The sequence below is a fragment of the Rathayibacter sp. VKM Ac-2804 genome (genome assembly GCF_009866655.1).
Classification (GTDB): domain Bacteria; phylum Actinomycetota; class Actinomycetes; order Actinomycetales; family Microbacteriaceae; genus Rathayibacter.
This window is the reverse complement of record NZ_CP047420.1, coordinates 3,649,168-3,662,289: the sequence shown is the minus strand read 5'-3', so window position 1 is coordinate 3,662,289 and position 13,122 is coordinate 3,649,168. Positions and strand designations below refer to the sequence as shown.

The window sequence follows — 13,122 nt, the reverse complement described above, 5'->3', positions numbered from 1 at the left end:
GCGCGCCCTGACGACGGTGCGTCAACCGAGCCGGGCCTCGGGGTGCGGACGGAGCTCCTCCGCCAGCCGCTCGAAGGCGGCGACGGCCTGGTCGTTGCTCACCCGGCCGGCGTCGACGCCGTCCGCGACCCGGAGGATCTCGAGCTTGCGGTCAGCGCGGGCGGCGGTGTCCAGGCCCGCCGTGCCGACGGCGGCGGTAGCCCGGACCCGCGCGACGATGGTGCGCACCTGCCAGCGGCGACTGTTGAACGACATCCTTGCGACCTCCTCGATCGACCCCGTGCATCATTCGGAGCCGCGGCTCTGTCCGATGGGTGTCGGGGAGGAGGAGAGGAGTCAGGAGAGCTGGTCCTCGAGGTGGAAGACCTCGGTCAGCTGCAGGAAGTCCGTGTCGGGGGCGCCGTCGAGCTCGACGAAGAACTCGGCCATCTCGGCCTGCCAGCGGGCGTTGACCTCGGTGGCGGCCATCCCGGCGCGGGCGGCCTCGAGGGACGGCGTCTCGAAGTAGCCGATCAGCAGGCCGTCGGGGCGGAGGAAGAGGGAGTAGTTGTTCCAGCCGGTGGCCTTCAGGGCGGCGGCCATGTCGGGCCAGATCGCGGCGTGGCGGCGGGTGTACTCGGGGATGAGCTCCGGTCGCACCTGGAGCTGGAAGCAGACGCGCTGCATGGGGTGGGGCCTTTCGCTCGGATTCGGTGGATCTCGATACGCGCCCTGCGGGCGCTGCTCGATCAGCATGAACAGCGTCGCCCTGCGGAAGCTGTTCGAGCGGCATGCAGCCATGCTGGTCGAGCAGCCGCGGAGCGGCGTATCGAGACCCACCGTGTCAGGGGCGGTGGATCTCGATACGCGCCCTGCGGGCGCTACTCGATCAGCATGCCGCGATCAGCACGACTGCGACGGATCAGAAGTCGAAGTCGCCGATGTTGTCCGCGGTGAAGGTGAACGGGTCGCCCAGGAGGACGGTGCCGTCGGCGTCGACCGTGAAGGAGCCCAGGTCGCCGGCCTCGAAGGTGTCGCCCTCGGCGCCGGTGATGTCGCCGTCGATCAGGGCCTTCGAGGCGTAGGCGGCGAGGTAGCCGAGGTCTCCCGGGTTCCACAGCGCGAACGCGGTGACGGTGCCGTCCTCGACGAACTCGCGCATCTGGTTCGGCGTGCCGAGACCGGTCAGCGCGACCTCGCCCTTGAAGTCCGAGGTGGAGAGGTAGCGGGCGGCGGCGGCGATGCCGACCGTGGTGGGCGAGATGATGCCCTTGAGGTCGGGGTGGGTCTGCAGCAGGGCCGCGGTCTTGTCGAACGAGGTCTGGTCGTCGTCGTCGCCGTAGACGGTGTCGACGAGGGTCACGTCGGGGTGGTTCGCGGTGAGCTCCTGCTCCATCAGCTCGATCCAGGCGTTCTGGTTCGTGGCGTTCGCGGAGGCGGAGAGGATCGCGACCTCGCCGCTGTCGCCGATCTGCTCGGTGATCAGGTCGACCTGCGCCTTGGCGATGCCCTCGGCGGTGGCCTGGTTGATGTAGAGGTCGCGGCAGTCGGCGTTGGTGTCGGAATCGAAGGTGACGACCTTGGTGCCGTTGTCGCGCGCCTCGTTCAGCGCGTCGCAGATCGCCTTCGGGTCGTTCGCCGAGACGACGATCGCTCCGGCGCCCTGCTGGGTGAGGGTGTTGATGTAGGAGACCTGCGCGTCGGGCGAGGCCTCGGCGGGTCCGACCTCGGCGTAGGTGCCGCCGAACTCCTCGATCGCCTTCTCGCCGCCGGCGTCGGAGGTGTCGAAGTACGCGTTGCCGAGGTTCTTCGGCAGGAAGGTGATCGAGTAGTCGCCGGAGCCTTCGCCGGAGCCGGAGTCGCCGCCGGAGTCGCCGTCGGAGGCGGAGCAGCCGGTCGCGACGAGCGCGACCGAGACGGCCAGTGCGGTGAGGGTGCCGAAGCGGCGCCCACGGGAGGAGAACATCATCGTCTGCCTTTCGTCGAGGTGCTGTGGGGGTGGTGCGGGGTGGTGCGGGGTGGTGCGGGTGCTGTGCCGGTGATGCGGGATCAGGGGCGTCTCCTGCCCGAGCGCCGCAGTCGCGACAGCCAGGCCAGGAAGCTGGTGGACACCACCGAGAGCACGAGCAGCACTCCGGTGATGATGTTGATGACGTCGGAGGTGACGTTCGCGAGGCGCAGGGCCGAGGCGATCACGCCGATCAGGATCACGCCGGCGATCACGCCGTGCAGGGCGCCGCGGCCGCCGAAGATCGAGACGCCGCCCAGCAGGACCGCCGCGATCACCTGCAGCTCGAGCCCGGTCGCGTTGTCGCCGCGGGCGGAGCCGTAGCGCAGCGTGTAGTAGATGCCGGCCAGCGCGGAGACGGCGCCGGAGACCACGAACAGGATGAACTTGGTGCGGTTCACGTTCACGCCGGAGAAGATCGCCGCCTCGTCGTTCAGGCCGATGGCGAAGACGCCGCGGCCGAAGCGGGTGGAGTGCAGCACCACCGCGAAGACGATCGCCAGGATCGCGAACGGCAGCACCACGAGCGGCACCGGGCCGACGAGCTTGGCCTTCGCGAGGTCGGTCCAGAACTCGGGGAAGTCGGTGACGGCGGTGGTGCCGAGCAGTCCGACGGCGAGCCCGCGGTAGAGGGCGAGCGTGCCGATGGTGACGGCGAGCGAGGGCAGCCCGACGACGGTGACCAGGAAGCCGTTCAGCGCTCCGCCGGCGGCGCCGGCCACGATCGCGATCAGCGCGGCGACCTCGAACGGCACTCCGGCCTGGTGCAGCGTGCCGGTGAGCACGCTCGCCAGGCCCACCGTGGAGGCGACCGACAGGTCGATCTCGCCGGTGATGATGATCAGCGTCATCGGCAGCGCGATCAGCAGTGTCGGCGCGATGTCGAGGAACAGGTAGGTGATGGTGATCGGCTTGTCGAAGCTCTTCACCGAGGCGGAGGCGACGACGATCACGAGGATCAGCAGCACGACGATGGCCGTCTCGCGGCTGAAGAGGATCCGCTGCCAGGCCGGGCGGGCGTAGTCGCGGTACTCGCGCGCGGTGCGCACGGCGGTGGTGTCGGTGACGAGGCTCATCAGGAGTCGTCCCTCTCTTCGAGGAGCTTGCGGGACTGTCGGAGGGAGAGCACGCGGTCGAGCACGATCGCGCCGATGATCAGCACGCCGACCACCGCCCGCTGCCAGAAGTCGGGCACGCCCAGGATCGGCAGGGCCCGGTTGATGGTGAGCAGCAGCACGGCGCCGATCGCCGCGCCCCAGACCGTGCCGGAGCCGCCGAAGATCGCGACGCCGCCGATCACCGCGGCGCCGACCGCGTCGAGCTCGTAGCCGGAGCCGGCCTGCGAGTTGACGGTGCCGTAGCGCGCGGCGTAGAGCACGCCGGCCAGGCCGGTCAGCGCGCCGGAGACGACGAAGGCGACGAGGATGCGCCGGGTGACGGGCAGGCCGTAGAGCCGCGCCGCGTCCGGGTCGGAGCCGATCGCGTAGAACTCGCGGCCCGCGCGCTGGTTGCGCAGGTACCAGCCCGCGGCGACCAGCACGACGAGGGCGATGATCGTGAGGTACGGGATGGTGAGGAACTGGCCGGTGCCCAGGGCGAGGAAGTCCTTGGGCATATCGGACGCGTTGATCCGGTCGCTGCCCGTCCAGGCGACGTTGATGCCGCGGTAGGCGTAGAGCGTGCCGAGGGTGATCACCAGCGCCGGGACCTTCGCGAACGCGACGAGCGCGCCGTTGATCAGCCCGAGCAGTCCGCCGAAGACGATGCCGGCGGCGAAGACGGCGAGGATCGGGATGCCCGGCATGTCCAGGAAGAGGCGACCGGTGAGGTAGGCGGTCAGCCCCAGGATCGAGCCGACCGAGAGGTCGACCGAGCGGGTGATGATCACGATGGCCTGGCCGACCGCGATCAGGATCAGGATCGACGGGGTCAGCAGCAGGTCGCGCCAGCCGTCGGGGGAGAAGAGGAAGGTCGGGTTCTTCGCGGTCGTCGCGATGACGACGAGGACCAGCGCGAGCAGGATTCCCGTCTCGCGGGCCCGGACGAAGGAGCCGAAGCCGGAGGAGAAGGCGTTGGGCTTCGCGGCCGGCACGCGCTTCTGCGCCGGCGCCTGGGCGGTGCTCATGCGGCTGCCCCTCTGGTGGCGGCGAGCATCACGGTCTCGCTGGTGGCGTCGGAGCGGTCGAGCTCGGCGGTGATCCGCCCCTCGCGCATCACCAGGACGCGGTCGGCCATGCCGAGCACCTCGGGCAGCTCGGACGAGATCATCAGGATCCCCATTCCCTCCCCGGCGAGCTGCGAGAGCAGCCGGTGCACTTCGGACTTGGTGCCGACGTCGATGCCGCGGGTCGGCTCGTCGATGATCAGGACCCTCGGATCCGTGGCGAGCCACTTGCCCAGCACGACCTTCTGCTGGTTGCCGCCCGAGAGGGTGCCGGCGACGGTGTCGAGCGCGTCGGTCTTCACCTCGAGGCGCGCGGCCCAGTCGCGGGCGGCCGTGTTCTCGCGGCGGCCGGTGATCAGGCCGCCCTTGGACAGCGACTTCTGGATCGCCATCGTGATGTTGCGCGAGACGGAGGAGTCGAGCACGAGGCCCTGCTTGCGGCGGTCCTCGGGGACGAGCGCGAGCCCGGCGCGCATCGCGGCGGAGGGGCTGCCGGCCGGGATCCGGCCACCGGCGAGAGTGACCGAGCCGGAGTCGTACGGGTCGACGCCGAAGACGGCGCGGGCGACCTCGCTGCGGCCGGCGCCGACGAGGCCGGCCAGGCCGACGATCTCGCCGGCGCGGACGGTGAAGGAGATGTCGTGGAAGACGCCGGCCGAGGTGAGGCCGGCGACCTCGAGCAGGACGTCGGTGATCTCGGTCGTCTGCTTGGGGAAGAGCTCGGTGATGTCGCGGCCGACCATCTCGCGGACGATGCCGTCGACGGTGGCGTCGGTGGTGGCGGTCGTGGAGATGTAGGCGCCGTCGCGCATCACGGTGATGGTGTCGCAGAGCGAGAAGACCTCGTCGAAGCGGTGCGAGATGAAGATCAGCGCGCGGCCCTCGTCGCGGAGCGACCGGGCGACGGTGAAGAGGCGCTCGACCTCGACGCCGGAGAGCGCGGCGGTCGGCTCGTCCATCACGAGGACCTTCGCGTCGAGCGAGATAGCCTTGGCGATCTCGATGATCTGCTGGTCGGCGATGGAGAGGCCCTCGGCGGGGCGGTCGGGGTCGATCCGGACGCCGAGGCGCTCGAAGAGGCCGACGACCTCGGTGCGCATGGCCTTGCGGTCGATGCGGCCGAGGCGACCGCGCGGCTGGCGGCCCATGAAGATGTTCTCGGTGACGCTGAGATCGGGGAAGAGCGTCGGCTCCTGGTAGATCACGGCGATGCCCGCGGCCTTCGACTGCGCGGTCGAGGAGAAGTCGACCGGCTCGCCGTCGAGGAGGAACTCGCCCGCGTCGCGCTGGTGCACTCCGGCGATGATCTTCACGAGCGTCGACTTGCCGGCGCCGTTCTCGCCGACGAGGGCGTGGATCGACCCGCGGTGCACGGCGATGGTGCCCGAGCGCAGCGCGACGACGGCGCCGAACGCCTTGACCACGCGGGCGAGTTCGAGTGCGGGTGGCGGATCTGATGCCACGGGTGGTACCTCCTCATCGAGGGGAATCGCGATCAGGTCCCGGCTTCGGATGAAGAGGACCTGAATCGATTCATCCAGCTTCATCGCTACTATAGGGACGCTGAGCCGGAGCGGTCAACGCGGAAGGCGGCTCGGCGTCCCAGGGGAGGCGAAGTGGCGCGAGTGAGCATCCGCGACGTCGCCCTGCGCGCCGGCGTCTCGGTCGGCACGGTCTCCAACGTGCTCAACCGGCCGGACGAGGTCTCCGACGACTCGCTCGCCCGGGTGAACGCCGCCGTCGAGTCGCTCGGCTACGTGCGCAACGATGCCGCGCGCAAGCTCCGCAACGGCGTGAGCTCGACCGTCGGCTTCGTGGTGCTCGACGGGCAGAACCCGTTCTTCAACGACGTGGTCCGCGGGGCCGAGGACGAGGCGTCCCGCCACCAGATCGCCGTGCTCTACGGCAACACCGATGAGGACCCGTCGCGCGAGCGGCAGTACCTCGACCTCTTCGAGGAGCAGCAGGTGCGCGGTGTGCTGATCGCTCCCTACGGCGACATCTCGCAGCGGCTGGAGAAGCTGCGCGGGCGGGGCGTGCCCGTCGTGCTGGTCGACCGCTTCAGCGGCGACGGCCGCTACAGCTCGGTCTCGGTGGACAGTGTGGCCGGCGGGCGGATGGCGGCCGAGCACCTCATCGCCACCGGGCGGCGCCGGCTCGCCTTCGTGGGCGGGCCGTTCGAGATCCGCCAGGTCACCGACCGGCTCGCCGGCGCGCGGGTCGCGGTCGAGAACAGCGACGCCGCGGTGGACCTCGAGGTGGTCGCGACGACGGCGCTGACCGTCGCGCAGGGGGTCGCCGCCGGGGCGCGCATCCTGGCCCGGCCGCGCCGCGACCGCCCCGACGCGCTCTTCGCGGCCAACGATCTGGTCGCCCTGGGGCTGCTGCAGGCGCTCGCCGTGGACGGGCGGATGCTGGTGCCGGAGGAGATCGCGCTGATCGGCTTCGACGACATCTCGTTCGCCGCGGCCGCCGCCGTGCCGCTGTCCTCGATGCGGCAGCCGAGCTCGGTGATCGGGCGGACGGCGCTGCGCGTGCTGCTGGAGGAGGCGGCGGACCCGGAGCTGATCCCGCGGCAGACGGTGTTCCTGCCGGAGCTGGTGGTGCGGGCGTCGACGCGGGCGCGGCGCTGAGGGGGAGGCCCCGGATCCGCCCCCGCTAGCGTGGACGGGATCGATCGGCCGGATCCGAAGGAGCATCTCCATGACCGAAGCACGCCAGGACACCGTCACCGCCGCGTCGGTGCGGCACCTCCCGTGGGCCGCCGAGCGCCGGGAGCCCGCGATGAGCAACACGGTCGACCGCCACGACCGCTGGCGGCTGACCAGCCGCTCCGTGCTGCGCGACGGCCGGCCGTTCGTCCCGGTGTCGGGCGAGCTGCACTGCAGCCGCGTGCCGCGGGCGCGGTGGGAGGAGCGGCTGCGGCTGATGCGCGCGAGCGGCGTCACCGTCGTGGCGTTCTACACGATCTGGATCCACCACGAGGAGGTCCGCGGCGCCCGTCGCTTCGACGGGGACCTCGACGTCGGCGCGTTCGTCGACCTGTGCGCCGAGGTCGGGCTGGACGTCGTGCTGCGCGTGGGGCCGTGGTGCCACGGCGAGGTCCGCAACGGCGGGTTCCCCGACTGGGTGCAGGACGCCGACGTGCGGCACCGGACCGACGATCCCCGCTACCTGGCGCTCGTCCGGGACTGGTTCGGCGCCCTCGGCGGCGAGCTGGCCTCGCGCTGCGGGCCCGGCAGCAACGTCGTCGCGATCCAGCTCGAGAACGAGATCTACGACCAGCCCGAGCACATCCGGACGCTGAAGGGCCTGGCCCGCGAGGCGGGACTGACCGCGCCGATCTGGACGTCGACCGGCTGGGGCGGCGCGGACCTCCCGCTGGACGAGGTCCTGCCGCTCTTCGGCGGCTACGCCGACGGCTTCTGGGTCGAGTCGGACTCGCCGTGGGACACCACCTTCCGCGACCACTTCTTCTTCAGCCACCAGTGGGACGACCCGGGGATCGGCGCGGACGTCCGCGGTGCGACCGACGCGGTGACGCCCCGCGCCCCCTCGCTCGACTACCCGCCGGCGACCTGCGAGCTCGGCGGCGGCATGGCCACCGCCTACCACCGGCGCCCGGCCGTGCAGCCGCTCGACATCGCGGCGGTCGCGCACACCAAGATCGGCAACGGCTCGGCCTGGCAGGGGTACTACATGTACGCCGGCGGGACGAACCCGCGTGGAGTGACGGTCGACGGGCTGCAGGAGTCGCAGGCCACCGGCTACCCGAACGACCTGCCGCGGTTCGACTACGACTTCCGCGCGCCGATCGGCGCGAGCGGGCGGCCGTCGCCGACGCTCGCGCTGCTGCGGCGCCAGCACGCCTTCCTCGAGGCGTTCGGCGAGCGGCTCGCGGAGATGCCGTCGACGCTGCCGGACGAGCTGCCCTCGAGCCAGCAGGACACGGACACCCTGCGCTGGGCGCTGCGCAGCGACGGGACGAGCGGCTTCGTGTTCGTCACCTGGCACCAGCCGCACGAGCCGCTGCCGGAGCACCCGGGTGTGCTGCTCGAGGTCGGCCTGGACGACGAGACCGTGCGGTTCCCCTCCGTGAGCACTGCGGTGCCGGCGGGGACGCTGGCGGTCTGGCCGGTCGGCCTGACGGTCGGCGGGGTGCGGCTGGACTGGGCGACCGCGACGCCGCTGACGCTCCTCGACGGGGCGGAGCCGACGCTGGTGCTGGTCGCGGCGCGCGGCGTCACCGCGGAGCTGGCCTTCGCCGAGGGCGCGGAGCTCGAGGTCGACGGCGTGCGGCAGGACGGGCGGATCCTCCGGCTCGACGTCGACGAGCCGGTGCTGGTGCGGGCGCGCGGCGCGGGCGGAGCGTGCTCGGTGCTGATCCTGTCCGCGGAGGCGGGCGATGAGGCGTCGGTGCTCGTCGAGGCCGGGCGCCGCCGCCTCGTCCTCTCCGAGGATCCGGTCTGGACGGACGGCTCGGGCCGGATCGCCGGCGACCTGCGGCACGGCAGCCGTCCGCCGCGCGCCTGGGACGTCGAGCGGCAGCGCTTCGTCCCCGTTCCCGGATCCGCCGCATCACCGCGGGGCGCGGTCGAGGTCGGCGTCGCGCTGGTCCGCGAGGGTGCCGGCGTGCCCGCCTCCTACGGCGAGTCCGCGGGGCGCGCCTCCGCGCCGCGGGACGCCGACTTCGCCGCCGCGGCGGTCCACCGGCTCGACGTCCCCGCACTCGATTCCCGTGCTCGGCGCCGGGAGCTCGAGATCCACTGGGCAGGCGACGTCGCGCGGATCCTCGTCGGGGGCGAGGTCGTGGCCGATCAGTTCTGGGACGGCGGGCCGTGGGTCCTCGACCTCGACGAGCTGGGCGCCGGGGCGGTCGGAGCGGGAGAGATCCTGCTGGAGATCCTGCCGATGTCGCCCGAGGCGCGGATCGGCCTGACCGGGAGCGCGGAGGAGCGCCGGCGCCGCGACGCGTCTCCTCTCCTCGAGCTCGGCCCGGTCACGGTGGCGCACTGGTACCGCTGGACCGAGGACTGACCGGCGTCCAGGTGGCGTGCACGCCCGGAATCTAGGGTGGGAGGATGACCTCCTGGAGCGCCGCAGACATCCCCGACCAGACCGGCAGGACGTTCGTCGTCACCGGTGCGAACAGCGGACTGGGGGAGGCGACCGCGCGGGCGCTCGCCGAGCACGGCGCCCACGTCGTCCTCGCCTGCCGGACCGTCGAGAAGGGCGAGCGGGCGGCCGAGCGGATGGGCGGCGATGTCGTCGTCCGGCGACTCGACCTCGCCGACCTCTCCTCGGTGCGCGAGTTCGCCGAGGCGACCGGGCCGATCGACGTGCTCGTCAACAACGCCGGCATCATGGCGGTGCCGGAGGGGCGCACGGCGGACGGCTTCGAGCTGCAGTTCGGCACCAACTTCCTCGGGCCGTTCGCGCTGACCGGGCTGCTGCTGCCGCGGATCGCCGACCGGGTGGTGTCGCTCTCGAGCCTCGCGCACCGCTTCGGCACCCTCGACTTCGACGACCTGAACTGGGAGCGCCGCCGCTACAGCCCGTGGCCGGCCTACGGGCAGTCGAAGCTGGCCGACCTGGTCTTCGCGTTCGAGCTGCACCGGCGCCTGCGCCGGGCGGGCTCGAGCGTCGGCTCGATGGCCGCGCACCCCGGCATGTCGGTGACCGAGCTGCACACCCACGCGACGGCGGGACAGGGCGCGCTGATGGGCACCCTGATGCGCACGGTCGGGCAGAGCGGTGACGACGGCGCGCTGCCGACGCTGCTCGCGGCGACCTCGCCCGACGCCCGCTCCGGCGCCTACTACGGACCGGGCGGCCTCGGCGAGGTCCGTGGGGCGCCGCGCCAGGTGAATCCGAACCGCGCGGCCCGCGACCGCGACCGCGCGCGCCGGCTCTGGGACCGCGCCGTCGAGCTGACGGGGGTGTCGCCGCTCGACGCGAGCTGAGCGCGCCCGCTCCTCCGTACACTGGCGAGCGCGCGGGAAGCCGCCGCCGGACCCCGAGGAGCACCGTGGCAGCACGACGAACGACCGCCGCCGCGACGCTGCACGACGTCGCCCGTGCGGCGGGGGTGTCCCTGGCCACCGCGTCGCGCGTGCTCAACGGCAGTGCCCGCAAGGTGCAGGGGGAGTACCGCGAGCGGGTCGAGGCGGCCGCGGCCGAGCTGGGCTACTCCGCGAACCCGGCGGCGCAGGCCGTCGCGCGGGGGACCACCTCGACGATCGCGCTGCTCGTCAGCGACATCACCGACCCCTACTTCTCGGGCATCGCGTCCGGCGTCATCGGCGCCGCCGACGCGGCGCGGCTGGACGTGCGCATCGCCGTCACCGACCGCGACCCGGACAAGGAGCTCGGCCTGGTGCGCTCGCTCCGCGGCGGGCGGCCGCGGGCCATCGTGCTCGCCGGCAGCCGCTTCGCCGCCGACCGCCACCGCGACGCGCTGATCGCCGAGCTGCAGGCCTACGAGGCGTCCGGCGGGCGGGTCGCCATGATCAGCCAGGGCGGGCTGCCGTTCCCCTCGGTGCAGGTGGACAACCGCGCGGGAGCCCGGGCGCTCGCCGCGGCGCTCGCCGAGGCCGGCTACCGGCGCTGCGCGATCGTGCGCGGTCCGGAGGCGGTGCTCACGTCGTCGGACCGGGTCGCGGGATTCCTCGAGGGGCTGGCTGCGGCCGGTGTGAGCGTCGATCCGAGTCTCATCGTCGAGGCGCCGCTCACCCGGGACGGCGCGTTCGACGCGGCCGCCGCGCTGCTGGCCGGGCTCTCCGCTGACATCGACCTCGTCTTCGCCGTCACCGACCTGATGGCCGTCGGCGTCGCCTCCGCGATGCGCGCGGCCGGGGTCGAGCCCGGCGCGGGCATGGGCGTCGCGGGCTTCGACGACGCGCCCATCGCGGAGGACGTGCACCCCGGGCTGACCACGGTCGCCGTGCCGCTGGCCGCGCTCGGCGAGCGGGCGGTCGCCGCGGCCCTCGGCGACGAGGCCGACGGCGCGTCCGTCGAGCTGCCGACCCGCGTCGTGCTGCGGGCGAGCACCCCGCGGCGGACCGCGGCTTCTTCGCCGGTCGAGTAGCCCGCGGTAGGGGTTCTGACGGTGGTGGGTCTCGATACGCCCGCTGCGCGGGCTACTCGACCAGCATGAGAAGGCACTCCGCTGCAGGATGCCGATCGAGTGGTCCTCAGGGCTCCGCATGCTGGTGGAGCAGCCGCCTCCGGCGGCCCTGCATGCTGGTCGAGTAGCCGCCTTCGGCGGCGTATCGAGACCCACCACCGCCGGACATCCGGGAGCGAGTCTCCTCCCCAGCCCGCACTCTGAGCACGCTGTCCCCGATCGGCCCGCATCCCCGCTCCGGTGTCGGTGGTCCCTGCTTGAATACGCGTATGACAGAGGATGAGACGGCAGCGGCACTCGCGGAGGTGCGCGACTGCTTCGACGATTCCGCCGCAGCCGAGCGCGCCGCCTCGCCGACGCGCCTGAGGGCGGCGGAGCGACTGCACCGCGGCTACCGCGTCGCGCTCACCGTCCCGCAGGCGTTCGCCCGCGGCGCGACCCGGAGCGAGACCCGCGACCTCGTCGAGCGCTCGGTCCGAGCCGAGATGGCGGCCGCGATCGGCCTGTCCGAGCAGGAGGTCTCCCGCCGCCTCGAGACCGCCCAGCTGCTGATGGAGCACCTGCCGCTCACCCGCGCACTGCTGCGCGACGGCCGGATCCTCTGGGATGCCTGCGAAGCGATCTGCAGGACCGCGAGCAGCCTCCCGGAAGCCTCCCGCTCCGCACTCGACGAGCGCGCAGCGGACGGGGCTCTCACGATGACGACGACGCAGCTGCGCCGAGCCCTCAGCCGCTGGCGGGAGGAGCTGCACGAGGATCCTCTCGCCGCGCGGCACGCCCGCGCCCGCGAGGACCGCGCCGTGTGGGTGACCCCGGACGTCGACGGGATGGCGACGCTCTGTGTGTACGGGTCGGCGCCTGCCGTCTCCGGCGCCCACGACCGCCTGCGCCGCATCGCCCGCACTCTCCGCGACGAGGGCGATCCCCGGACGCTCCAGCAGCTGAGTGCCGACGCGGCGATGGATCTGCTCTGCGACGGGGACATCGCCGGCACCACGCCGAACGGCGAGCACCGGCCCGACCCGACGTTCGTCCCCGGCGTCCGCGCGGAGGTGCGGCTCACCCTCGCGGCGTCCACCGCCGTCGGTCTCGATGACGCCCCTGCGGACCTCGACGGCTACGGCCCGGTGCCCGCGGCGATCGCGCGCGAGCTGATCCGCACGGCTGCGTCCTTCACCCGGGTGCTCACCGACTCCGACACCGGGGCAGTCGTCTCGGTCGGCCGCACCTGGCGCGTCCCGCCCGCGCAGATGCGCCTGCACCTCCAGCTGCGGGATCAGACCTGCCGCTTCCCCGGTTGCACCCGGACTGCCTCGACCAGCGAGGCCGACCACACCCTCGAGTGGCGCAACGGCGGTGAAACGTCTCTCGAGAACCTCGTCATGCTCTGCACGAGCCACCACCACGTCCGGCACGGGGAGCAGTGGAGCTACGACCGGGTCGACGACCACGGGACGCTCGAGTGGACGAGCCCGACCGGACGGCGGATCAGCGACCGACCACCCCCACTGCCCGGGCGGCCGCCGGAACGGCCGCCGGGGCCGCGCTTCGACAACGTGCCCGCACCGTTCTGACGGTGGGGGGATCTCGATACGCCCGCTCCGCGGGCTACTCGATCAGCATGCAGTGCGCGCGAGGCGCTTCGGCGTGGACGCGCGCACATGCTGGTCGAGTAGCGCGCAGCGCGTATCGAGACCCGCCCACCACCGTTCCTCCCCTGGATGGGAAAGCGCTTGCCCACAGGCCCGCTCCGCGGCTAGCATCAGGAAAACGCTTCCCCTCCTCCGAAAGGCGCACCGTGTCAGAGCCGACCACCCCCACCCTCGGGATCATCCTGAACGGCGC

General features: G+C 72.6%; 11 protein-coding genes. 5 read left to right on the top strand and 6 right to left on the bottom strand.

Features of this window, described 5'->3' with window-relative positions; translation table 11 throughout:
- Positions 1–21: 21 nt before the first annotated feature.
- The 6 genes from GTU73_RS17050 to GTU73_RS17025 all read right to left on the bottom strand — a co-directional run bounded on the left by GTU73_RS17050 (position 22) and on the right by GTU73_RS17025 (position 5,614).
- Positions 22–255: a hypothetical protein gene (locus GTU73_RS17050; protein ID WP_160090835.1), complete on the bottom strand. Its 234-nt coding sequence runs from the start codon at positions 253–255 to the stop codon at positions 22–24.
- Positions 256–336: 81 nt separating this feature from the next.
- Positions 337–666 (bottom strand): L-rhamnose mutarotase, encoded by a 330-nt coding sequence (locus GTU73_RS17045; RefSeq protein WP_160090834.1) that lies wholly within the window; start codon positions 664–666, stop codon positions 337–339.
- A 235-nt stretch (positions 667–901) separates the two neighbouring features.
- Positions 902–1,948: a rhamnose ABC transporter substrate-binding protein gene (gene rhaS, locus GTU73_RS17040; RefSeq protein ID WP_160090833.1), complete on the bottom strand. Its 1,047-nt coding sequence runs from the start codon at positions 1,946–1,948 to the stop codon at positions 902–904.
- An 80-nt stretch (positions 1,949–2,028) separates the two neighbouring features.
- Positions 2,029–3,063: an ABC transporter permease gene (locus tag GTU73_RS17035; RefSeq protein WP_160090832.1), complete on the bottom strand. Its 1,035-nt coding sequence runs from the start codon at positions 3,061–3,063 to the stop codon at positions 2,029–2,031.
- Positions 3,063–4,112 carry an ABC transporter permease gene (locus GTU73_RS17030; protein ID WP_160090831.1) on the bottom strand — a complete coding sequence of 350 codons (1,050 nt, stop codon included), beginning with the start codon at positions 4,110–4,112 and terminating at the stop codon, positions 3,063–3,065. Before GTU73_RS17030 ends, GTU73_RS17035 begins: the two co-directional genes overlap by 1 nt.
- Positions 4,109–5,614, bottom strand: coding sequence for a sugar ABC transporter ATP-binding protein (locus GTU73_RS17025; protein ID WP_244231682.1), 1,506 nt, complete (start codon positions 5,612–5,614; stop codon positions 4,109–4,111). The genes GTU73_RS17030 and GTU73_RS17025 overlap by 4 nt, the downstream gene beginning before the upstream one ends.
- A gap of 153 nt (positions 5,615–5,767) precedes the next feature.
- On the opposite strand from GTU73_RS17025, the gene GTU73_RS17020 reads away from it, so the two are divergent.
- From GTU73_RS17020 to GTU73_RS17000, 5 genes are all read left to right on the top strand, one after another.
- The gene (locus tag GTU73_RS17020; protein ID WP_160090829.1) at positions 5,768–6,784 is read left to right on the top strand and encodes a LacI family DNA-binding transcriptional regulator; all 1,017 of its coding nucleotides are present in this window, start codon (positions 5,768–5,770) and stop codon (positions 6,782–6,784) included.
- A gap of 70 nt (positions 6,785–6,854) precedes the next feature.
- The gene (locus GTU73_RS17015) at positions 6,855–9,188 is read left to right on the top strand and encodes a beta-galactosidase (protein ID WP_160090828.1); all 2,334 of its coding nucleotides are present in this window, start codon (positions 6,855–6,857) and stop codon (positions 9,186–9,188) included.
- Positions 9,189–9,232: 44 nt separating this feature from the next.
- Positions 9,233–10,114, top strand: coding sequence for an oxidoreductase (locus GTU73_RS17010; protein ID WP_160090827.1), 882 nt, complete (start codon positions 9,233–9,235; stop codon positions 10,112–10,114).
- A 65-nt stretch (positions 10,115–10,179) separates the two neighbouring features.
- The gene (locus GTU73_RS17005; RefSeq protein ID WP_160090826.1) at positions 10,180–11,238 is read left to right on the top strand and encodes a LacI family DNA-binding transcriptional regulator; all 1,059 of its coding nucleotides are present in this window, start codon (positions 10,180–10,182) and stop codon (positions 11,236–11,238) included.
- 308 nt (positions 11,239–11,546) lie between these two features.
- On the top strand, positions 11,547–12,851 hold the full coding sequence (locus GTU73_RS17000; RefSeq protein ID WP_160090825.1) for an HNH endonuclease signature motif containing protein: 1,305 nt from the start codon (positions 11,547–11,549) through the stop codon (positions 12,849–12,851).
- Positions 12,852–13,122 lie beyond the last annotated feature (271 nt).

Excerpts from the sequence above, each read along its gene's own strand:
- GTU73_RS17010 (WP_160090827.1), top strand. The coding sequence starts at position 9,233 with ATGACCTCCTGGAGCGCCGCAGACATCCCCGACCAGACCGGCAGGACG.
- GTU73_RS17035 (WP_160090832.1), bottom strand. The coding sequence starts at position 3,063 with ATGAGCCTCGTCACCGACACCACCGCCGTGCGCACCGCGCGCGAGTAC.
- GTU73_RS17030 (WP_160090831.1), bottom strand. The coding sequence starts at position 4,112 with ATGAGCACCGCCCAGGCGCCGGCGCAGAAGCGCGTGCCGGCCGCGAAG.
- rhaS (WP_160090833.1), bottom strand. The coding sequence starts at position 1,948 with ATGATGTTCTCCTCCCGTGGGCGCCGCTTCGGCACCCTCACCGCACTG.
- GTU73_RS17000 (WP_160090825.1), top strand. The coding sequence starts at position 11,547 with ATGACAGAGGATGAGACGGCAGCGGCACTCGCGGAGGTGCGCGACTGC.
- GTU73_RS17045 (WP_160090834.1), bottom strand. The coding sequence starts at position 666 with ATGCAGCGCGTCTGCTTCCAGCTCCAGGTGCGACCGGAGCTCATCCCC.
- GTU73_RS17050 (WP_160090835.1), bottom strand. The coding sequence starts at position 255 with ATGTCGTTCAACAGTCGCCGCTGGCAGGTGCGCACCATCGTCGCGCGG.
- GTU73_RS17015 (WP_160090828.1), top strand. The coding sequence starts at position 6,855 with ATGACCGAAGCACGCCAGGACACCGTCACCGCCGCGTCGGTGCGGCAC.